Below are 21,527 nucleotides of genomic sequence, written 5' to 3'. Positions count from 1 at the left end.
ACAATAATGATGTACAGACTAATAATTGTCCATACAGTGGTGTGTATTAGCCGTTTTAGCACGCTGATAATCAATCAATATTAATAAGAGATTTCAAAATTACATCATTTTTCTTTCTGTACAAAATAAAAGAATCCTTTTTCTTTTTGTTATGACTTATTTTTGTTAATTTTGCATCGATTGCGTCATAGTGAAAAAATAAGTTAAAAAGGCATATTTCACAATCAATTTTAAGATAATCTTTATACAAATAACAATATATTATGAATGTGATTAAGTTACGAAAGGGCTTAGACATTAATTTGAAAGGAAAAGCTGTCAGACAGAAAGTACGTGTCGGCAAATGTACTGAATTTGGGCTTGTTCCTGATTATTTTGTCGGTGTTACACCTAAAATGATTGTTCATGAAGGTGATCATGTCAAGGCTGGAGATGCTTTATTTGTCAATAAGAATTGTCCGGAAGTTAGATTCGCCTCACCTGTAAGTGGCATGGTGTCAGCAATTGTACGTGGAGAGCGTAGAAAAATATTATGGGTAAAAATAAATGCAGACGACGAACAGGTATATACGGACTATGGTTGCAAGAATGTATCATCTCTTGACGGTTCGGATGTTATAACCGCACTGATTGAAGCCGGACTATTTGGCTATATCAACAAGTTACCTTATGCGATATCAGCGGTTCCAACAACCAAACCCAAGGCGATTTTCGTCAGTGCATTTAGAGATATGCCTCTTGCTGCCGATTTCGAGTATGAACTTGAAGGGAATGAAGAAGATTTCCAGACGGGACTGACAGCCTTGTCCAAAATAGCAAAAACATATCTTGGTGTCGGAGTAAACCAATCGTCAGAAGCACTCAGAAATGCTCAGAACGTGGATATTAATGTGTTTGACGGTCCGTGCCCAGCCGGCAACGTTGGAGTCCAAATAAATCATATATCACCAATCAATAAAGGCGATATTGTATGGACTGTAGATCCTACATCTGTTATTTTTTTCGGTCGTCTTTTTAATAAAGGCAAAGTGGATCTCACACATACAATTGCGATTGCCGGTAGCGAAATCAACAATCCTGCATACGCTGATGTTAAAGTGGGACAAAAGCTTTCATCGATTCTGGAAGGACAATTAAAGAATAATGCTCATGTCAGGATAATAAACGGTAATCCTCTCGTAGGCAGGAAAAGTAGCACTGATGACTATCTTGGAGCACACGTTTCTGAAATAACAGCGATACCAGAGGGTGATGACGTCAATGAAATGTTTGGATGGATTATGCCGCGTATCAACGACTTTTCAGTTAATCATAGTTATTTCTCATGGCTTTTGGGAAAGAAAAAAGAGTATGTCCTGGATGCCCGCATAAAAGGAGGAAAACGTAACATGATTATGAGCGGTGAGTACGATAAGGTCTTTCCAATGAACATATATCCTGAGTATCTCATAAAAGCAATACTCTGCGGAGATATTGACAAAATGGAAGCTCTTGGCATTTATGAAGTTTCTCCGGAAGATTTTGCTGTGGCAGAATTTGTGGATTCCTCAAAGTTGGAATTACAGCAGATAGTCAGAAAAGGTTTAGACTCATTGCGTAAGGAAATGGAGTAGTATAATAAAAAATATATAAAATGAAAGCTTTAAGAAATTATCTAAATAGGATAAAGCCAAATTTTGAAGAAGGAGGTAAGTTGCACGCGTTTAGATCTGTCTTTGATGGATTTGAGACATTTTTATATGTTCCAAATACTACATCTAAAAGTGGAGCGATGATTCATGATGCAATAGACAGCAAAAGAATTATGTCTATTGTTGTTATATCACTTATGCCGGCGTTGTTGTTTGGTATGTATAATGTTGGCTATCAGCATTTCAAGGCGATTGGTTCAGACGCTCTTCTATCTGCGTCATTCTTTCAAATATTTGTTTATGGTCTAATGGCGGTATTACCCAAAATACTTGTATCATACATTGTTGGTTTGGGTATAGAATTCATAGTTGCTCAATGGAAAAAAGAAGAAATACAGGAAGGATTTCTTGTTTCCGGAATACTTATTCCAATGATAATTCCTGTTGACTGCCCACTATGGATTCTTGCGATAGCTGTTGCTTTCTCTGTAATATTTGTAAAAGAGGTATTTGGTGGAACTGGAATGAATATATTTAATGTTGCACTTGCAGCACGTATATTTATGTTTTTTGGATACCCTACAAAAATGTCAGGTGATGCAGTGTGGGTATCTGGTGATTCTATGTTAGGAATAGGTCAGCAGATTGATGGTCTTACCGTCGCCACACCACTTGGGTCTACGGCAACTACCGGAGTCGTTCCTGATTTTTCCATGGATATGATTTACGGTCTGATTCCCGGCTCCATTGGTGAGACAAGTGTCATTGCAATAGCTATAGGTGCTATATTGTTAATATGGACAGGAATAGCCAGCTGGAAAATAATGTCTTCAGTTTTTGTTGGTGGAGCATTGATGGCTTTCATATTTAACACAGTAGGTCCGGATACATCTATGGCACACATGCCTTGGTATGAACATCTTGTTCTTGGGGGATTTTGTTTTGGTGCTGTATTCATGGCAACAGATCCAGTAACAGCAGCACGTACGGAAACAGGGAAATACATATATGGATTATTGATTGGAATGATGGCAATAATTATCCGAGTCCTCAATACCGGTTATCCAGAGGGCATGATGTTGGCAATTTTATTAATGAATATATTTGCTCCTTTGATTGATTATTTTGTGGTGCAGCAAAACATCAAACATCGTGAGAAACGTGCCATTTGTTCAAAATAATTAAAGTAAGATATCAATGAAGACAAATAGTAATAGTTATACAATCATATACGCGGCAGTGATGGTTGTTATTGTCGCATTTATGCTTGCATTTGTAAGTTCTTCTTTACGTGACAGACAGAACAGGAATGTTGAGTTTGATACAAAGAAGCAGATTCTTTCCGCACTTAACGTTAGAAATGTAGAAGATGTTGAGAATACATATAAGAAATATGTAAAACAAGATATGCTAATGCAGGCTGACGGAACATTGACAGAAAATCAAGATGGTTTTTCTACAGCATATGAGAAAGAAGTGAAGACAAATAAGCGTTTTCATGTATTTGTTGCAGAAAAAGATGGAGACACTAAATATGTATTCCCTGTTTATGGTACAGGACTGTGGGGTGCAATATGGGGATACGTCGCACTAAACAGTGATAAAAATACTGTCTATGGAGTTTATTTCTCACATGCGAGTGAAACGCCTGGACTTGGTGCAGAAATTGCAACAGAACACTTTCAGACTCTTTTCTCTGGCAAGAAGGCTGTAGATAACGGTCAAATAGTATTGGGCGTGGTGAAAAATGGCAAGGTTGAGAATCCGGAATGTCAGGTTGATGGTATTTCCGGTGGAACAATCACATCAGACGGTGTGAATCTGATGTTAAAAAACTGTTTGAGTAATTATAAGAATTTTTTAACAAAAAAGTAAAAAGGAGATATGAAACAGCATTTATTATCACAGAAGAATAAAGATGTTTTATTTACACCTTTAGGGATAAACAACCCTGTTACAGTTCAGGTTCTGGGAATATGTTCGGCTCTTGCTGTAACCGCCAAATTAGAACCTGCCATAGTAATGGGACTTTCTGTAACCATAATAACTATGTTTTCCAATGTTGTTATTTCACTGTTGCGTAAGACAATTCCAAATAGAATTCGTATTATAGTCCAGCTTGTTATAGTTGCTGCATTGGTTACAATTGTAAGTGAAATACTGAAGGCGTTTGCATATGATGTGAGTGTGCAGCTCTCTGTTTATGTCGGGCTGATTATTACAAATTGCATTCTGATGGGACGTCTTGAAGCATTTGCAATGCAGAACGGACCATGGGAGTCATGTCTTGACGGAATTGGGAATGGACTCGGATATGCGAAAATACTGATAATAGTTGCATTTATTCGTGAACTTTTGGGCTCCGGTACATTATTAGGGTTTAATATATTGAATTATGATTGCATAAAAGACATTGGCTATATCAATAACGGACTCATGCTTATGCCGCCAATGGCACTTATCATATGTGCATGTATCATATGGTATCAACGCGCACATCATAAAGAATTACAGAATCAATAATTCAGATGCTGTTTAAATCAAAATTTGTTTAATATATAATTATATCCAGTTATAATGGAACATTTATTTAGCTTATTCGTCCGCTCTATATTTGTGGATAATATGATATTTGCATTCTTTTTAGGAATGTGTTCATATCTGGCTGTCTCAAAGAATGTAAAGACAGCCTTAGGCTTGGGTATCGCTGTCGTATTTGTTTTAGTAGTGACTTTACCTGTAAATTACCTTTTGCAGACAAAGGTTCTTGCAGCAAATGCACTTGTTGACGGTGTTGATTTAAGTTTCTTGAGTTTCATACTTTTTATTGCTGTTATTGCTGCAATTGTACAGTTGGTAGAAATGGTTGTGGAACGTTTCAGTCCGTCACTTTACGCTTCTTTAGGTATTTTCCTTCCACTGATTGCTGTAAACTGTGCCATTATGGGAGCATCGCTTTTTATGCAACAGAGGATAACATTGAGTGAGAGCGATCCTAAAATGATAGGTAATATAGGTGATGCAATATCTTATGCATTAGGGTCTGGCTTAGGTTGGTTACTTGCTATTGTGGGGCTTGCTGCGGTCCGTGAAAAGATGGCATATTCAAATGTGCCGGCTCCTCTGAGAGGATTAGGTATAACATTTATAGTAGTTGGTTTGATGGCGATGGCCTTCATGTGTTTCTCAGGTTTGAACATTTAAATTGAATTACAATGGATATAAATATGATATTGGCAAGTATAGGGGTATTTCTAATCGTTGTTCTCTCACTTGTAATTATTTTGCTTGTAGCAAAGACATTTCTGGTGTCATCGGGCAAGGTTAAAATAACAATCAATGATGACAAAGTCGTTGAGGTGAATTCAGGTTCAACGTTATTAAACACCCTTTCAGACAATGGCATTTACCTGTCATCTGCTTGTGGAGGTAAGGGTTCATGCGGTCAATGCAAATGCCAGGTATTGGAAGGAGGAGGGGAGATACTTCCTTCTGAGGTTTCCCATTTCAGCAGAAAACAACAGAAAGACCATTGGCGCCTGGGATGTCAGGTAAAAGTCAAGAATGATATGAAAATCAAAGTAAATGAAAGTGTTCTTGGCGTAAAAGAATATGAGTGTACCGTTATTTCAAATAAGAATGTAGCTACCTTTATTAAGGAATTTAAGGTTAAATTACCGGAAGGTGCTCATATGGACTTCATTCCAGGTTCCTATGCTCAAATAAAGATACCGGCATTTTCAATGTCATATGACAAAGACATTGATAAATCTTTGATAGGTGATGAGTATATGCCGTCATGGGAAAAATTCGGACTGTTCTCATTGAAATGTGTAAACCCGGAGCCGACAATAAGGGCATATTCTATGGCAAACTATCCGGCAGAAGGCGATGTGTTTATGTTGACCGTAAGAATTGCGACACCTCCATTCAAGCCTGATCGCAGCGGATTTATGGATGTCAATCCAGGTATCGCATCTTCTTATATATTCACGTTGAAGCCTGGAGATAAGGTTCTTATGAGTGGACCTTACGGAGAATTCCATCCTCATTTTGATTCTAAGAAAGAAATGATATGGGTAGGCGGTGGAGCCGGAATGGCTCCTCTGAGAGCACAAATAATGCATATGACAAAAACATTGGCTACACATGACAGAGAAATGCATTATTTTTATGGTGCACGGGCATTGAATGAAGTTTTTTATCTTAATGATTTTCTTGAACTGGAAAAAACATTCTCCAACTTCCATTTTCATCTTGCATTGGACAGACCGGATCCGGCGGCAGATGCTGCAGGTGTCAAATATACAGCCGGATTTGTTCATCAAGTGATGTATGAGACGTATTTGAAAAATCATGAAGCCCCCGAAGATATAGAATATTATATGTGTGGTCCTGGACCGATGAGCAAAGCTGTTGTGAATATGCTTGACAGCTTGGGTGTAGATCCTGAATCAATTATGTACGACAATTTCGGAGGATAATAAATTATTCTATAAGAAAAAGCCTTTGGATATTATATTTCATCCAAAGGCTTTTTCATTGAATTTCATTCATGGTGGTACGACTCGCCTTTAATAATGGTGCATGCACGATATAACTGTTCTACAAATATAAGCCTTACCATTTGATGGGAGAATGTCATCTTTGATAATGATATTTTTTCATCAGCTCTATTATATATATCGTCAGAAAACCCATAAGGTCCACCAATCACAAAAACAAGTTTCTGCGTTGTCTGTTGTTTATTTTCCAACCATCTGGCAAATTCTACGCTCTTAAATTCTTTTCCGTTCTCATCCAGAAGAATCACTTTATCAGAAGGACTCAACTCCTTTTGTATTAAGTATCCTTCATTTTGCTTTTGCTGTTCATGACTTAAATTTTTTGTATTTTTCAGTCCCGGAATTATTTGAACGGAGAAGTTATTATAGTGCCCTATACGACTTATATAATCATTGATTGCATTTATATATAACTTATCGGTAGTTTTACCTATCATTATTAATTTAATTCTCATACTCACCTGCTCGTTTAGGGTTCATGGGAAACCAGCCTTTTTTTACTCTTTTGCGCTGTTCAAACAGCTCACCAATACTCCACAATGATGATGCGCCAAACACCCCAAGAACAGATGACAGAAGAATGTTCTCAATAAATAATGCAAATATAATACATACAATTCCAACGAGTAGAAACAACCACCAAGGTTTTGTACCATAATAGTATTCAACCTTTATTACAATAGGATGAAACATTCCAATAATTAAGAACGTGCATATAGCAATTACTATACCTGCGTAATATAATTCCATTTCGTGATTTTTTTGTATTATTTTATCCGATACAAAATTAAAGTAAAAAAAGTTGCGGACATATCTATATTATTAAAATAAATGTGAATTTTCTGTAAATACATTATGAGTTTTTTATTGCGTCCCTTAAAATTTCCATCTTAATTGAGCCTCTATGTCACTCATTGAAGAACCGTCGACCTCCTGATAAGATGATGAAATCTTTTTTCTGTCAAAATATTTTGTGGATGCGAACTTACATATTATCATTATCTTATTTTTTATGTCAGTACGAATATATATAGAATACCGTATTCCGTTTCCATAATAACTCGGATAAGAGAAACTGTATAGCAGACCTTTCTCATAACAATATATTCTGCTGTCATAGTTGTCTGTATCAAAGTATCCGAATGCCATATTTGCGTTAATCATCCTGTATTTGTATCCTATATTCTGTGAAACCATCCAACCAAAACTATTATCTTCAGTCTTGCTGTCAGCTACATCACATTGTACGCCATAATGCCATCTCTCATTGTCATATCCACACGATATTCTACCTCTGTGTTCTGTTTTTTGTATAAGAGAATTTTTGCTGGCGTTATCTTTCTGTCTCAATCTGAGTCTATAACGGGAAGTTAAATAAAAACCGTTATGTCTGAAAGCTCCGGATATAAAATTATCTATAGAATGCGAAGATGTGCTTGTCTGATATTTAGCCCATGGAAAGTAGGCATAATCAAAATAATACATTATAGAAAAGTCTGAAGACGGAGTCCAGTTCACACCCATATAAATTCCACTTTCGTTTTGTATACGCCCTCCGTCATTAAAGCACTGTCCGAACAAGGTTCTGAATTTATATGAATAAAAACGTTGAAGCAATGTTAATGAAAGTTCGCTTATCGGCTGGTACATAATGCGGTTAATAGTAGCCAGTGAAAACCTGCCGTCTATTGCGGATTCACCGTCAACAGACAGTTTGTGACCGGTATAACCATAGTCTATACTTGTATTTGTGAAATTTTTTCCCGAAGGGTAGAACTGTCTGTATATCTGCGAGACATTTGGCTTTAGCCTTTTATTCAGATAAGTATAAAAAGAAGTTATTGCGATGTGATATCCGCTTTTAAAATACCTTACATTCCCTCCAATAAGAGAGTGACTTGTGTTGTTTTTATGCGACATTTCTGTTTGAGTACGATGGTAACCAGATTCTATAATAGTAGTTATCGTGTTCGGCTCTTTTCCAGGAGTTGCATCAATATTTCTGTAAGAAGCAAAGGCTGTTACATCAAGTCCTTTTATTATGTTATATGTAGCGGCACACCCTTGCAAATAATTTGCAGCCGACCGTGATGAATGTGCCCTTACCACATTATTTGAACCGTATGTAGAAAAAGCAGCCATTTTCCCAAATGAAAAGTCATTGTTCATAATGAGCCCCATTCCAAACCTCAGACGATATCTTCCTGCAGCCAAAGCCTTGAGTTTTCCTAATTTACGTATTAACAGATAAAATGAATAATAGTCATATCCAATACTGTTTTTTCCAGCAAAAAACGGTTCTCCCGAATCTTGTGATCCGGTAAGTCCAGCCTGTAAGTATTGACCGTACTTGAACGTGTACCTGAACCAATGTTTGTATTTATACCCCATGAATCCGTTTTTATCACCTTTACGTTCGTACATTGGTATCTTCACTGCTGCGATAAAGTCATTTTTACCATATTTAATGATGTTGCCGATTGTCGGAAAATCTTTTTTCTCTTCATAATCAATATATACAAAATATGACAGAAGCCGTCTTCTTATCGCATCCAGAGATTCTATCATTGCCAGTTCTCCCCATGTATGTACCGGACCATACTTGTATATATATTCAGATATTTCCTCTATCTGTTGGGGAGTAAGAAACACTATTTGTTCAAGGTCTTCACGTGTGGCTTTATTAAGATTGATTTTGTTTTCAGAAAGAGACAGAAGACTCTCATACATGTTTTGGACATTCTCGTCATCCATGTCCTCAATATCAATAAGCTGCTCGAAATATTTTACCCATGGTTGTGTTGTATCAGTCTGTGCCGATGTCGGTGTACAAAACAGATATAATATAATTACAATGATTCCTGTTTTTAGATTATCAGTTAACATCATGTCAAAAGTTATGGTTAAGTAGAGATTTATAGTATGCAAAATCTTTGCAGGACAGATTATTCTGTATCCCGCAAAGATTTCTATATCGACTCGATTATTTTATTCCGGAAAGCTGCTTATCCATATTGTCGGCAGCACGACGTCCGTCACCCATGGCGAGTATTACGGTAGCTCCGCCTCTGACAATATCTCCACCTGCATATATTTCTGGACGTGAACTTTGCATTTCCTCATTTACGACGATTGTGTTCTTACGCCCAAGTTCAAGACCTTTGACAGATTTTGGAACCAATGGGTTGGGGGAGACGCCTACGGCGACAATGACCTGATCTATGTCCATTGTTTTAATCGCACCGGGTATAGGTTCCGGGCTACGACGACCGCTCTCATCCGGTTCGCAAAGCCTCATTTCTTGCAGTCTTACCTGTTTTACGGCACCATTTTTGTCGGCAATATATTCAATAGGATTATGTAGCGTCATGAATTTTATCCCTTCTTCCTTTGCGTGTTTCACTTCTTCCAAACGTGCGGGCATTTCTTTTTCCGAACGTCTGTACACCAATGTCACATTTCCACCAAGACGTCTTGCAGTGCGACATGAATCCATGGCAGTGTTTCCGCCACCCACAACAAGAACATTGTGTCCTATATTTATAGGTGTGTCTGTTGAAGGATTTGCCGCGTCCATAAGATTTACACGTGTGAGATATTCATTGGAGGACATTATGTTGATGGAGTTTTCTCCCGGTATGCCCATAAAGTTGGGAAGACCGGCTCCTGATGCTATGAATATGCCTCTGAAGCCTTCACTTTCCAATTGTTCAATACTAATAGTCTTACCTATTATACAGTCTGTAATGAAAGCCACTCCCATTTTCCTGAGATTTTCTATCTCAACGTCAACAATTCTGTTTGGCAGGCGGAATTCTGGAATTCCATATTTCAGCACACCTCCTATTTCATGCAGTGCCTCAAATACGGTAACCTCATATCCCTTTTTAGCCATATCCCCCGCAAAGCTCAATCCTGCCGGTCCGGAGCCTACCACAGCTATTTTAGCACCATTGGAAGGCTTTATTTCCGGAAGTACGATGTTGCCGCTTTCTCTTTCATAATCGGCTGCAAAACGTTCCAAATATCCTATAGCGACAGCCGGTTCTCCAGTCTTCAAGTGCACGCACTTGCTTTCACACTGTTTTTCCTGTGGACAAACGCGGCCGCATACGGCAGGAAGCGACGAGGTGTTTTTCAATACTTTGGCAGCTGCTATGAACTGTCCGCGTTCTATGTTCTTTATGAAGGACGGAATATCGATGCTTACCGGACATCCGGTGACACAAGACGGTCTTGCACAGTCCAGACATCTTCTTGCCTCAGTCATAGCCATTTCCTTTGTAAGTCCCTTGTTCACCTCTTCTGTGCGTGTATGGGAACGGTATTCCGCATCGAGCTCCGGCATCACAACCCGAGGTATTGCCATACGGTCTTTTGCTTTAATTGCAGCGCGTAAGTCTTTTCGCCACTGAGAGTTGCGGTCAGTAAGCTGCTCTATGGTCTCCGATGTCGCCTCTACATCCATTTTTATATTTGATGTGCTGACATTTATGTCGGGGCTGACACTATTGAGATGCTGCTCATAGTGTTCCATCTCTTCTTGCTCCGCTCTTTTGAAGGTGCCCATCCGCTTGAGCATCTCATCCCAATCAACAAGAGCTCCGTCAAATTCCGGACCGTCAATACATACAAACTTTGTCTTTCCTCCGATTGTAAGTCTGCATGCTCCGCACATACCGGTTCCGTCCACCATGATCGTATTTAGCGAGACATCTGTAGGTATATTATACTTCTGCGTAAGCATGCAGCAGAATTTCATCATAACAGGAGGACCTATGGCAAACACCTTGTCTACATGTTCCTGCTTGATAAACGTCTCAATACCGACTGTAACAACCCCCTTTTCTCCATATGAGCCATCGTCTGTCATGATTATCAGTTCGTCACTGCTTGCCCTTACCTCGTTCTCAAGTATTATGAGGTCTTTGTTTCTGCCGGCGATAACAGACAGAACGCGGTTTCCCGCTGCTTTCAAAGCCCTGATTATCGGAAGCATCGGGGCAACACCGACACCACCTCCCGCACACACAACAGTTCCGAAGTTTTCTATGTGTGTAGGATTTCCAAGCGGACCTACAACATCGGCAATGACGTCACCTTCATTGAGCCCGCAAAGTTTCTGTGATGACAGTCCGACGCGCTGTACAACTATAGTAATAGTGCCCTTATTTACGTCCGCATCCGCAATGGTGAGAGGTATACGCTCACCGTTCTTGTCAACTCTTATTATTATGAAATTGCCTGCCTTTCTGCTTTTTGCAATCAGCGGTGCCTCTATTTCAAATAAAAATACATTTTCTGAAAATTGTTCTTTACGGAGAATTTTGTTCATAAAGTGTGAAATGTTATTGTATTTGTTTTGTTCTGGCATATCTGATTATGATGCAGACTGCCGGTCGGAGACATTCCGTATATTGCAAATCAGAGAGATTTGCAATATACGGCTATTGTGAGAAGGATTCCAAATCAGAAGTTATTATCGTCTATCATGTCGAAACCGCAATACGGCACCAATGCCTTTGGCACCCTTATTCCATCCGGCGTCTGGTTGTTTTCAAGAATTGTAGCGACAATTCTCGGCAGAGCAAGAGCGGAACCGTTGAGAGTATGGCACAGTTCTATCTTCTTTGTGTCAGCCTTACGATATCTGCAGTGCAGACGGTTTGCCTGATAGCTTTCGAAGTTTGATACAGATGAGACTTCAAGCCACTTCTTCTGAGCTGCGCTCCAAACCTCAAAGTCGTAGCATATTGCAGAAGTAAAACTCATATCACCTCCGCAAAGACGCAGGATGTGATAGGGGAGTTCCAGCTTCTTACAAAGTCCCTCAACATGAGCAAGCATCTCGTCAAGCGACTGATATGAATGCTCCGGCGTGTCTATGCGTACTATCTCAACCTTGTCAAATTGATGCAAACGGTTCAGTCCCCTCACGTCTTTACCATACGATCCGGCTTCACGGCGGAAGCATGCGGAATAAGCACATCTTTTTATAGGAAGATCTTTCTCGTCAAGAATCTCGTCGCGGAATATATTTGTTACAGGAACCTCTGCCGTAGGAATGAGATACAGATTGTCAAGATTGCAATGATACATCTGTCCCTCTTTATCTGGTAACTGTCCGGTACCATACCCGGAAGCCTCGTTTACCACGTATGGGGGTTGAACCTCCAGATATCCGCTCTTGCGTGCCTCTTCAAGGAAAAATGCCTCAAGAGCTCTCTGAAAACGTGCCATCTTACCTATATATACAGGGAATCCGGCTCCGGTGATTTTAACTCCGAGATCAAAATCTATGAGATTGAATTTCTTGCATAGATCCCAGTGGCATAACGCATCCTCCGGCAATTCAGGCATGCAGCCTCCTTCCTTCACCACTACATTGTCACTTGCGTCACGTCCTTCCGGCACATCATCATTTGGTATGTTTGGTATGGAGCAAAGCTGCAAGGTGAGGTCTTTCTCACATTGGGCTTTTTCTGCCTCCAGTTGTTTGCTTATCTCTTTAAGAGCTGTGACATTTTTCTTTATTTCCTCCGCCTCATCTTTTTTGCCGTCTTTCATCAGCATTCCGATGCGTGCAGACAGTTTTTTTGTCTCAGAAAGATTACTGTCCAGTTTCTGCTGGGCTTCGCGCCGGCGCCGGTCTGTTTCTATGACTTCAGCGATGGCGTCTTCAGCATTCTCAAAGTGTTTTTTCTTTAATCCCTTAATAACACGTTCTGTCTCCTCGTTTATGAGTTTAAGTGTAAGCATGTGCTGTAAATTTAAAAAATCAGATACATATTAACAACTTACAAAAATACAAAAAATATTTTCATGTCACCCATAATTATATCATATTAACAGAATATCAGCGGAAAGAGACATAAGCTTTTATGTATATCATATTTTCTATAAGCAGATATTTGGATTAAAAATGCATAGTATATACGGTGATACCTGTAGTAAAAAATATTGACAAAATATTTGTGCAAAAGAGAAATGAATGGATTATGACACATAGTCCGTCCGGAGGAACTCTCCCCTCAGAATGCCATTAAAAGTCGTGTCCAGAGTTGTCTTTCTCGCCCAAAAGTCGCAATTTCTGTTCTTTTTGCGTAGAATCAGGTTCTGTTCTACATGTCATAAATACTCCTTGCCGCCACCGGAAAGGCTATGTCATGTTCCGATATAGCCTTTATAGCATGCTAATAGAGGCTTTCCTGTGTGCCGGAAAAGACTTTTCCGGCATGAATGAACAAGCTTTTAAAGATACAGAACAAACAAAATACTGATATACAACACATTGCACATCCAGACAAATAAATGGGATAAAATTGACCGACGGCTGTCCGTTTGCTTCTGAACGATTCTCAGCGACTTATCACTATACGTATTTTCCATTTATTTCTACTATACTGCTATTTAGCGAGATACCTGCTTCCGCTTATATGAGTCATCTTTCTTCATCTTTATTCTTGTAGTCATTTTTGCTTTTCCATGTTTTATCCGAATATAACAATAGGTTTCATCCGTATTTTGTACAGATGTCAAGCGGATTGGTTTCTGCTTTTATCAAATGTACAGTGGGTTTCACCGGGAAAAATAGGGAATCAAGACTACGCAACGGTAGGGGAGAGGATGAAGAGCAGACAAACAAGTGAAAAACAAGCCTTGACGCCCTATTCATCTATGGATAAAAACTTTAAATACTGCAAATATGTTTGGATGCATATTTAAAAGTATAATTCTGCATGAGTTTTTATAATCCTTATCCGTCACTCGCAATGGCTGAAGTCACTACATGGTTGATGCACTTTGTCAGCGGCTTCCTATATATAGGAATACCATACCCAACAGCACTAACAACAGGTCAACCGCTTTTCCCTTGAGATTCTTCTCATGAAAGAGCAGCGCACCGAACAAAAAGCTCACAACCACACTACCGCGCCTTACCATTGAAACTATGGAAATCATAGAATCAGTCAGGCTGAGTGAATAGAAATATATGAAATCAGCGGCACTTAAAAAAATACTGATGAATATAATGCTCCAATGCCAGCGAAAAGGAGTTGTACGTTTGCGCAACGGCCACCATATCAGCATAAGCATGCATCCCATCATAATGCACTGGTATATATTATACCAGCTCTGTACAAACATTCGCGGCAAACCGGCACCTCCATGTTCCTGCGATGTCATAAGATACTTATCATAAAGACCGCTTATTGCACCGAATACCGCACTAAGAATGAGAAACAGAATCCATTTATTGTGCCCGAAATCAAGACCCTCTTTCTTTCCGCTACGGCTAAGCATGAAAAAAGAGATGACTGCAAGTATGACACCAATCCATTGGTATATGTTCAGAGACTCTCCAAACACCAGTATCGCACCCACTAAAACCATCACCGGACGGGTAGCGTTTATTGGTCCCACTATTGTGAGTGGCAGATGTTTCATGGCAAAATAGCCAAACAGCCACGATGTCAGCACAATAACACTTTTCAGAACAACAAATTTATGAAACTCCCAATCGCATACCGGAACATAAAAAGATGTCTCTTCAAGTATTGGGGATACCGATGATATGACAATAAACGGTAAAAACAACAGAGAGCAGATAAGTGTATTGATGAACAGTACAGGGAGAACAGCATTGCCAGACAGGGCTTTTTTCTTGAACACATCATAAAAACCCAACAGCGCAGCTGATACAAATGCCATGAAAAGCCACATATACAGAAAATTTAAAGTGCTGGTATTCTAATATTCGACATTCTCAAGAAACAGTGCATTCCCGGGCATACTCTCACCGGCTGCGGAACGGTTACGCCCGGCGACTATGTCATCAAACTCAGACAACGTTATTCTGTTACGCCCGACATCAATCAGAGTGCCGACCACCGCCCTTACCATGTTTCTTAGAAAACGGTTTGCAGTAATACGGAAATGCCATCTATAGGAGCCGTCGCATATCCACTCTGCCTCATAAACCTTACATAGGGTAGTCTTTACATCGGAATGGCTTTTGCAAAAAGCCCCGAAGTCGTCTATATCAAGCAAGTGTCGGGCTGCCTCATTCATCTTTTTAAAATCCAGATTATAATGCAGCTCACAGGAGTAATTTCTGCAAAACGGATCCTTTTGTGTATGTACATAATAGTGGTATGTACGCGATTTTGCACTGAAGCGTGCATGCATATCGCCATGCACCTGTTCTATTCTTGAAACCGAGATGTCTGGCGGGAGTATACGGTTCAACTTATATGCAAGATTTTCTTCATCGAAAGTAATGTCTGTGTCGAAATGTGCAACCATCAGTCGGGCATGTACTCCAGTATCAGTACGTCCGGCTCCAACAACAGAAATGTCGCTACGTAAAATCAAAGACAACGCATTCTGCAAGGTTTCCTGTACCGACTTGCCGTTTGGCTGAATCTGCCATCCATGATATGACGTACCGTCATATGACAGATAAACAAAATATCTGTTTGTCATCTCTATTTGCCGCGTCTGTTGAAAGCTTTTCTGAAAACTCTTCTGTGAAACTTGTCTTCAGAACGAATTATACGAAAAACTTTTGACGCCGGCAGTATCTTCATGAATTTCTCATGATATTCACGTTGGCATTTCTTCAACTCTATATCATTGGCGTCATTGTTCCTGATGGCTTCCGCACACTCCTTATCATCATTGAAATCAATGTGACGCATAAATCTGTTCTTATCAAGGATATATCTCTGTTTCTTCCGCATTTCACGATACAAAGGAAAGAAACGGGCAGATTCCTCCGGAGTAAGGCATGCGTCTGTCGTAATGAACTGTTCCAGCTCTGCCTCAAAACGTTCGGGACTGAAGCGTTGACGTTCCTGCGCATATAGACCTGAGCTGATAACACAAAGAAAAGAAAGTATAAATATAATTTTTGTCTTCAAAATACTTATTTTTTTAATTTTCTGATAATAATGCATAGATGTCATCATTGTCCATCATACCATAGTCTGTCACATAATCTACAACATCATAGTAGGTGTCATCCGTCACTGACGAATGAAGCGTATGCTCAATACCTTTAGGAGCATTGTAAAGATATGCGGTCACTCCGAATATTACACCACATATACAAGCGGCAACGGCAATATAACGCCATACTCGCCATACCGATGGTTTCGACAGCTTGATTGCAGAGCCATCTAAGGATTTCTCCGGCAAGTTGTCCACAATCTGAGACGTAAGACACTCAAAGTATCCGTCTGGAACCTTGAACGGTCTTTTATTTCCGAATTGTGAGTTTAAGAATTTTTCGTTCGTGCCCATATATCTGTCTTTTGTAATTTTGACGTATATCTATCCTGAAAGTTTAATCTTGCGATTTAAAATATTCAGTTATTTTCTTCACTGCAATATGATAGCTTGCCTTCAGCGCACCTTCTGTCGTATTTAAAATCTTGCTCATTTCTGAATATTTCATTTCGTCATAATACCTCAGATTGAAGACAACTCTCTGTACTTCAGGCAATGTCGCAATGGCTTGCTGGAGCATTGCTACCGTTTTATCTCCATCAAAATATTCATCTGCAATAAGTCTGTTCGCAATATTATTGTCCGCATCGGATTCAATAACAGCATTGGATTTTTGCTTTCTTATAAAGTCAAGCGATTCATTTATAGCTATACGATATAGCCACGTCGATATTTTCGCTCTGTTCTGGAAGTCGTCTATGTTTTTCCAGGCTTTAATGAATACGTTCTGTAAAATGTCGTTTGCGTCATCGTGATTCAGTACAATATGTCTTATCTTCCAATACAACGGTTCACTGTATTGGCTCACTATATCGGAAAAAGACTTTTTCAAATTATCCGATATATTTTCAGACGTTTTATTTGTATCCTTTTTACTCATTTTACATGAAACGTTTCAAGTGGTCGTAAATCACCTGATCGTATCCATATATATCATTATATTCTCTTATCCCGCTATTTTCCACAGGATACACCGTGTAATATGTTATGAACAGCGGCACTGTGGGATTTATTTTAAGACTGCTCAGATATAACCCGGCATCCGTCAATGCTAATTCTGTTTTTACTTTATGAGTGTTCCTTTTCTCACTTTGCTCTTTTACATGGTTGTCATTTGTCATCGAGTATTTTATTCTCTCGATTGTGTTGTCCTCTTTCTCATGTAACATGAAAACCGCCAGTTCAAAAGGTTTTTCCACGCGGATACAGCCATGAGACGCTCTTCGGTCGGTTCTTGTAAATACATTCGGACTGGAAGTATCATGAAGAAAGACAGAGAAATTGTTGTTGAATCTGAAGATGACGCGACCTAAAGAGTTGCCCGATCCGCCTTCTTGTATTACCCGATAATCATTTGACAAAAGCATCTCCTTTGTAACATCCGACAAATCAATAACTTCTCCAGTCTTCTTTTCAGTCACATAGAAGTTGTTTCTGATGAAATAATCTATGTCATCAACATGCTTTACAACGTCCTTTCTTATTATACTTTGCGGAATAATCCACTTTGGATTAAAATCAATGCGGTTTATTTTGCTTATTAATAGAGGTGTTTTTGTGGATGTCTTTCCGAATATAATTTTCATTGGAATACGTTCGTCTCCATCTACAGCTTCCAGTGTCTGCGAAGGTATATTAATGAAAACATATTTCTTGTATTTACCGGGATAATCAGACAACCTCCACCTTGCGCGCTCTATATTACATATATATTTTATTTTTGACTTATTTTTTATATTGTCTAAGCGTGTCACCAATACATCATACAAACGATTTTGAGGTGATGATTCGCCAAGAAAAACACCAATGCTGTCATTCAATATCTTACGGAAAGCCTCATTATAGTATGTACGGTCCGGATGTTGCATAGGTATATCATAAAGCCGTATAAATCTTGTGTTGGTAGTATCGGAATCATCCTTCTCCAATGTATTATAAAGAATCGCTGGATTCACAAATCCGTAACGCTGTCCGGTGCAATATCTGACATACGCTTTTGTCATATAATATTCTAATCTGGCAATAACAGAATTTATATTGTCAGTATCATTGAAATCCAGATTTCTTAGAGTTTTAATATCGTTTCTAATCTGGGAGTAATAGAATTTTTCAGGATTAAAACCGATGTGTCTTACATCATTCAAATATTTCAAGAGCGTGTCTGCCTTGGAATTTATACCACTGCGTGTAACCCACAAAAGAACATCATTATCTTTATAATATTTTCTGACAGAGACATCTAATTCACTTTTATCTCTATCAGATAGAATAAGATGTTGTATTTTTTCTTTTAATAAAGAGTTGTCAACAGAATATCTCTCTGAACTTATTTCAGAAAAGTATTCCAATGACAAGTCTGTATCATACTTTCTTTCATGACATGAGCACACAGAAAGCATCAATATAGTAAACGATATAATATGTCTTCCTAACCGCAAAATATTTATCTGATGGATATTTTACGCACCGTTTTTCCTATTTGCAGAATATAACAGCCTTTGGGAAGATCAAGGTCATACTGTTTGTCGGCACTGTCAATTTTCACACTCATAACGCGAACTCCTGTAACATTGTATACGGAAAGTGTACAACCGTTAGCTCCCGTCACACGAATTTTTGAGCCATTGACAGATATTGTTATTTCTGTATTTGGTGACTCCACTGATGCCGGTTCTGTAGCCGATACAGCATAAACAGGTGTAGCTGCGATAAATAGTATTAAAAAAAGTGTGCTTAGTATATATTTTGCCATTTTATCAAAGTTTATCTGAACGCAAATATAATAATTTTCAATATAACATAAAAGACATTGCTTCAGCATCATAGCATCATTTATGTTTATTTAACTATATATCGATGGTCAGACCTTCATCACTTAATATACTGTTTGGAAATATTTCTTTTGCCTCAGATAACAATATGCTTTCATCGTTATAACGTGCGCTATAGTGTCCTAAAACAAGAGTGTTTACTCCGGCATCCGACGCGACCTGTGCCGCTTGCGACGCTGTACTGTGAAAAAACTGCCTTGCCATTCCCTCATCTTCGTTCAAATATGTAGACTCATGATACAGGACATTGACTCCTTTCAGATATTCATGAAGTTCTGGCATGTATCTCGTGTCGCTGCAATATGCATAACTCCGAGCCGATTCTGAAGGTTTTGTGAGTCTGGTATAGGGAATAATATTGCCCTCATTATCAATCCAGTCGGCTCCATTTTTTATATTGTTGAATTGTGAAACTGGCACATTATAATAATCTGCCATATCACGCAGGATATGGGGCAATGTCGGTTTTTCGCGAAATATATATCCGCTGCATGGCATCCGATGCGATAGGGGAACAGTCTCAACGGATAAACTTCTGTCCTCATATATTATTTTGTTTGCAGACGTATCTACATCATGGAAAATAACCTCATACTCAAATCCATTACAGAAGTATTCAATTTGCTTTTTCATTATCTCTCTCAAGCCTGCCGGCGCATATACATGAAGTGGGGCAGTGCGTCCAAGCATTCCGAATGTAGAAATCATTCCAATCAGTCCGAAACAGTGGTCTCCGTGGGCATGAGATATAAACACCGCATTAATTTTTGTAAATTTTATTTTTGAACGACGCAACTGCGTTTGTGTTCCCTCACCGCAGTCTACCATAAAAAACTTCCCGCGTATTTCCACCACCTGTGAAGATGGATTATGCCTCAGAGTCGGTAATGCGCTTCCACAACCAAGAATGTGTACTTTAAACGGTTCCATATATTACAGAATATATATTTACTGCTGTCTTTTGTATACAAATATACCGTTGTTATTCTCAAGATACAGCGAATCCGCACCAAGAGAAATTATATCAAAAGTATCCTTATTCAGAAGCAAATGTCCATTGAATATTTTCCATGAAGTCCACGATTTTGTCTCAGCTTTTACGTTCGACTTCACTGTGCCCCCTTCTTCTATTTCAAAATTTTTATCCAGACTTACCCATTTGCCAAGCAAGGTTGTGACATTGATGACTTTTGAAGCCACTCTTTCTCCATTAATATCAGCCCCAACAACTGCCATTCTGTCACCAGACATCAGTCCACCCTGAACATTTGCCTGCATATCATATTTGTCGAGAAGAGCAAACTCTAACGTGTCTCCTACATCTGTTATAAGCTGTAAAGTGTGCATGGCTGTCCCTTCTCCACATACACCGTATATAGTGGTGTCTGGTTCTGAAGACGTCTTTTCTTCAACTTTCAACATCTCATTTGAGTTCTTTTTGTCCATACATCCTAACATAATGCATGAAAAAAGAGTTGCAATTATTATAAAGCAAGAATGTTTCATATAGCTACTGTATAATTAGTTATCTGTTGCAATAATATTACCGTCTTACGGAAAATAACACATTGGTTATATTGAAATGTTGTGATTAGTCTTTTTCAAGAGACTTTGCTTTGTTCCATAATTCATCCATTTCACCTAGAGTCATGTCTTTTATAGACTTACCTTCTAAACGGCTCTGCTCTTCTATATAATTGAAACGGCGGATAAATTTCTGGTTTGTATACTCCAATGCAGTGTCTGGATTAAGTTTGTACAGACGGCCCGCGTTAATTACACAGAACAGGAAATCACCATATTCTTTTAAAGTACGGTGGTTGTTTTCATTTTTAAATTCGCTTTTCAGCTCCCCAAGCTCTTCTTCAACTTTAGCCCATACATCTTGCTTGTCTTCCCAGTCAAATCCTACATTTCTGGCTTTTTCCTGTATGCGATATGCCTTGATAAGCGAAGGCAGTGTATCTGGCACACCGGATAGAACACGTTTGTTTCCGTTTTTTTCCTTTAGTTTTATCTGTTCCCAATTCTCACAAACTTCAGCAGAAGTGATTGAGTGGTTTGACTCTGCATTGGGCACGTTTTCACCATAGGGAAGAGGGAGTGGGTTAGGAGCACCGACTTGTGATTTACTGTAAACATGTGGATGTCTGAAAATCAATTTGTCGGTAAGCATATTGCACACGTCGGCAATGTCAAAGCGTCCCTGTTCGTCACCTATCTTTGCATAAAAACAAACATGAAGCAAAACGTCGCCAAGTTCCTTGCATATATTCTGCCCGTCATCTTTTAACAGAGCATCACACAATTCGTATACCTCTTCTATTGTATTCGGTCGCAGGCTTTCGTTTGTCTGCTTCTTGTCCCATGGACACTTTTCCCTTAGCGTATCCAACACATCAAGAAAACGTCCGAATGCCTGTAGTTTTTCTTCTTTAGAATGCATAATTTAATTATTAATTATGCAAATATACTACATTTCAATGTAT

General features: G+C 38.9%; 20 protein-coding genes. 6 read left to right on the top strand and 14 right to left on the bottom strand.

Annotated features, from left to right (window positions below; genetic code table 11):
- Positions 1-260 precede the first annotated feature (260 nt).
- The 6 genes from BN4609_RS05500 to nqrF are packed head-to-tail and all read left to right on the top strand — an operon-like array spanning position 261 to position 6,115.
- Positions 261-1,613 carry a Na(+)-translocating NADH-quinone reductase subunit A gene (locus BN4609_RS05500; protein WP_068855591.1) on the top strand — a complete coding sequence of 451 codons (1,353 nt, stop codon included), beginning with the start codon at positions 261-263 and terminating at the stop codon, positions 1,611-1,613.
- Between the two features lie 20 nt (positions 1,614-1,633).
- Positions 1,634-2,812 carry an NADH:ubiquinone reductase (Na(+)-transporting) subunit B gene (locus tag BN4609_RS05495; protein WP_068855590.1) on the top strand — a complete coding sequence of 393 codons (1,179 nt, stop codon included), beginning with the start codon at positions 1,634-1,636 and terminating at the stop codon, positions 2,810-2,812.
- 16 nt (positions 2,813-2,828) lie between these two features.
- The gene (locus BN4609_RS05490; RefSeq protein ID WP_068855589.1) at positions 2,829-3,506 is read left to right on the top strand and encodes a Na(+)-translocating NADH-quinone reductase subunit C; all 678 of its coding nucleotides are present in this window, start codon (positions 2,829-2,831) and stop codon (positions 3,504-3,506) included.
- Between the two features lie 9 nt (positions 3,507-3,515).
- Complete coding sequence (locus BN4609_RS05485) at positions 3,516-4,154, top strand: NADH:ubiquinone reductase (Na(+)-transporting) subunit D (RefSeq protein WP_068855588.1); 639 nt, start codon at positions 3,516-3,518, stop codon at positions 4,152-4,154.
- Between the two features lie 54 nt (positions 4,155-4,208).
- Complete coding sequence (gene nqrE, locus BN4609_RS05480; RefSeq protein ID WP_021993986.1) at positions 4,209-4,835, top strand: NADH:ubiquinone reductase (Na(+)-transporting) subunit E; 627 nt, start codon at positions 4,209-4,211, stop codon at positions 4,833-4,835.
- Positions 4,836-4,846: 11 nt separating this feature from the next.
- Complete coding sequence (gene nqrF / locus BN4609_RS05475; protein WP_021993985.1) at positions 4,847-6,115, top strand: NADH:ubiquinone reductase (Na(+)-transporting) subunit F; 1,269 nt, start codon at positions 4,847-4,849, stop codon at positions 6,113-6,115.
- A gap of 65 nt (positions 6,116-6,180) precedes the next feature.
- Here the strand turns inward: nqrF and rlmH are convergent, their stop codons facing one another.
- The 14 genes from rlmH to mazG all read right to left on the bottom strand — a co-directional run bounded on the left by rlmH (position 6,181) and on the right by mazG (position 21,484).
- Complete coding sequence (gene rlmH, locus BN4609_RS05470) at positions 6,181-6,651, bottom strand: 23S rRNA (pseudouridine(1915)-N(3))-methyltransferase RlmH (RefSeq protein ID WP_068855587.1); 471 nt, start codon at positions 6,649-6,651, stop codon at positions 6,181-6,183.
- Positions 6,641-6,946 carry a DUF4491 family protein gene (locus tag BN4609_RS05465; RefSeq protein ID WP_068855586.1) on the bottom strand — a complete coding sequence of 102 codons (306 nt, stop codon included), beginning with the start codon at positions 6,944-6,946 and terminating at the stop codon, positions 6,641-6,643. Before BN4609_RS05465 ends, rlmH begins: the two co-directional genes overlap by 11 nt.
- A gap of 126 nt (positions 6,947-7,072) precedes the next feature.
- Complete coding sequence (locus BN4609_RS05460; RefSeq protein ID WP_106390510.1) at positions 7,073-9,085, bottom strand: ComEA family DNA-binding protein; 2,013 nt, start codon at positions 9,083-9,085, stop codon at positions 7,073-7,075.
- 94 nt (positions 9,086-9,179) lie between these two features.
- Positions 9,180-11,531 carry a bifunctional dihydroorotate dehydrogenase B NAD binding subunit/NADPH-dependent glutamate synthase gene (locus tag BN4609_RS05455; RefSeq protein ID WP_068855585.1) on the bottom strand — a complete coding sequence of 784 codons (2,352 nt, stop codon included), beginning with the start codon at positions 11,529-11,531 and terminating at the stop codon, positions 9,180-9,182.
- Between the two features lie 134 nt (positions 11,532-11,665).
- A complete protein-coding gene (gene serS, locus BN4609_RS05450; protein ID WP_068855584.1) occupies positions 11,666-12,955 on the bottom strand; it encodes a serine--tRNA ligase in 1,290 nt (429 codons plus the stop codon).
- Positions 12,956-14,002: 1,047 nt separating this feature from the next.
- Positions 14,003-14,920 (bottom strand): DMT family transporter, encoded by a 918-nt coding sequence (locus BN4609_RS05445; RefSeq protein ID WP_068855583.1) that lies wholly within the window; start codon positions 14,918-14,920, stop codon positions 14,003-14,005.
- A 27-nt stretch (positions 14,921-14,947) separates the two neighbouring features.
- Complete coding sequence (gene truA / locus BN4609_RS05440; RefSeq protein ID WP_068855582.1) at positions 14,948-15,682, bottom strand: tRNA pseudouridine(38-40) synthase TruA; 735 nt, start codon at positions 15,680-15,682, stop codon at positions 14,948-14,950.
- 450 nt (positions 15,683-16,132) lie between these two features.
- Positions 16,133-16,501 (bottom strand): hypothetical protein, encoded by a 369-nt coding sequence (locus tag BN4609_RS05430; protein ID WP_021993977.1) that lies wholly within the window; start codon positions 16,499-16,501, stop codon positions 16,133-16,135.
- A gap of 43 nt (positions 16,502-16,544) precedes the next feature.
- Positions 16,545-17,087 carry an RNA polymerase sigma factor gene (locus tag BN4609_RS05425; protein WP_068855581.1) on the bottom strand — a complete coding sequence of 181 codons (543 nt, stop codon included), beginning with the start codon at positions 17,085-17,087 and terminating at the stop codon, positions 16,545-16,547.
- 1 nt (position 17,088) lies between these two features.
- Positions 17,089-18,555, bottom strand: coding sequence for a L,D-transpeptidase family protein (locus tag BN4609_RS05420; protein ID WP_164071578.1), 1,467 nt, complete (start codon positions 18,553-18,555; stop codon positions 17,089-17,091).
- Between the two features lie 95 nt (positions 18,556-18,650).
- Complete coding sequence (locus tag BN4609_RS05415; RefSeq protein ID WP_241033204.1) at positions 18,651-19,031, bottom strand: T9SS type A sorting domain-containing protein; 381 nt, start codon at positions 19,029-19,031, stop codon at positions 18,651-18,653.
- 22 nt (positions 19,032-19,053) lie between these two features.
- Entirely contained in the window at positions 19,054-19,968 is a 915-nt protein-coding gene (locus tag BN4609_RS05410) for a ribonuclease Z (protein ID WP_068855579.1), read from the bottom strand.
- 18 nt (positions 19,969-19,986) lie between these two features.
- Positions 19,987-20,484, bottom strand: a complete 498-nt coding sequence (locus BN4609_RS05405; RefSeq protein ID WP_241033203.1) for a lipocalin family protein — start codon at positions 20,482-20,484, stop codon at positions 19,987-19,989.
- A gap of 145 nt (positions 20,485-20,629) precedes the next feature.
- Complete coding sequence (mazG, locus tag BN4609_RS05400) at positions 20,630-21,484, bottom strand: nucleoside triphosphate pyrophosphohydrolase (RefSeq protein WP_068855578.1); 855 nt, start codon at positions 21,482-21,484, stop codon at positions 20,630-20,632.
- Between the last annotated feature and the right edge of the window lie 43 nt (positions 21,485-21,527).

The sequence above is a fragment of the Leyella lascolaii genome (genome assembly GCF_900079775.1).
Taxonomy (GTDB): Bacteria; Bacteroidota; Bacteroidia; order Bacteroidales; family Bacteroidaceae; genus Prevotella; species Prevotella lascolaii.
Note: the sequence above shows the minus strand (reverse complement) of the source record. Positions and strands in the feature narration are given on the sequence as shown.

What these genes read in the sequence shown, in the direction of transcription:
- rlmH (WP_068855587.1), bottom strand. Translation starts at nt 6,651, where the DNA reads ATGAGAATTAAATTAATAATGATAGGTAAAACTACCGATAAGTTATAT.
- nqrE (WP_021993986.1), top strand. Translation starts at nt 4,209, where the DNA reads ATGGAACATTTATTTAGCTTATTCGTCCGCTCTATATTTGTGGATAAT.
- BN4609_RS05485 (WP_068855588.1), top strand. Translation starts at nt 3,516, where the DNA reads ATGAAACAGCATTTATTATCACAGAAGAATAAAGATGTTTTATTTACA.
- BN4609_RS05445 (WP_068855583.1), bottom strand. Translation starts at nt 14,920, where the DNA reads ATGTGGCTTTTCATGGCATTTGTATCAGCTGCGCTGTTGGGTTTTTAT.
- BN4609_RS05425 (WP_068855581.1), bottom strand. Translation starts at nt 17,087, where the DNA reads ATGAGTAAAAAGGATACAAATAAAACGTCTGAAAATATATCGGATAAT.
- BN4609_RS05415 (WP_241033204.1), bottom strand. Translation starts at nt 19,031, where the DNA reads ATGATGCTGAAGCAATGTCTTTTATGTTATATTGAAAATTATTATATT.
- BN4609_RS05465 (WP_068855586.1), bottom strand. Translation starts at nt 6,946, where the DNA reads ATGGAATTATATTACGCAGGTATAGTAATTGCTATATGCACGTTCTTA.
- BN4609_RS05405 (WP_241033203.1), bottom strand. Translation starts at nt 20,484, where the DNA reads ATGGACAAAAAGAACTCAAATGAGATGTTGAAAGTTGAAGAAAAGACG.
- BN4609_RS05460 (WP_106390510.1), bottom strand. Translation starts at nt 9,085, where the DNA reads ATGATGTTAACTGATAATCTAAAAACAGGAATCATTGTAATTATATTA.
- BN4609_RS05490 (WP_068855589.1), top strand. Translation starts at nt 2,829, where the DNA reads ATGAAGACAAATAGTAATAGTTATACAATCATATACGCGGCAGTGATG.
- mazG (WP_068855578.1), bottom strand. Translation starts at nt 21,484, where the DNA reads ATGCATTCTAAAGAAGAAAAACTACAGGCATTCGGACGTTTTCTTGAT.
- BN4609_RS05410 (WP_068855579.1), bottom strand. Translation starts at nt 19,968, where the DNA reads ATGGAACCGTTTAAAGTACACATTCTTGGTTGTGGAAGCGCATTACCG.
- truA (WP_068855582.1), bottom strand. Translation starts at nt 15,682, where the DNA reads ATGACAAACAGATATTTTGTTTATCTGTCATATGACGGTACGTCATAT.
- BN4609_RS05495 (WP_068855590.1), top strand. Translation starts at nt 1,634, where the DNA reads ATGAAAGCTTTAAGAAATTATCTAAATAGGATAAAGCCAAATTTTGAA.
- BN4609_RS05430 (WP_021993977.1), bottom strand. Translation starts at nt 16,501, where the DNA reads ATGGGCACGAACGAAAAATTCTTAAACTCACAATTCGGAAATAAAAGA.
- BN4609_RS05455 (WP_068855585.1), bottom strand. Translation starts at nt 11,531, where the DNA reads ATGAACAAAATTCTCCGTAAAGAACAATTTTCAGAAAATGTATTTTTA.
- nqrF (WP_021993985.1), top strand. Translation starts at nt 4,847, where the DNA reads ATGGATATAAATATGATATTGGCAAGTATAGGGGTATTTCTAATCGTT.
- serS (WP_068855584.1), bottom strand. Translation starts at nt 12,955, where the DNA reads ATGCTTACACTTAAACTCATAAACGAGGAGACAGAACGTGTTATTAAG.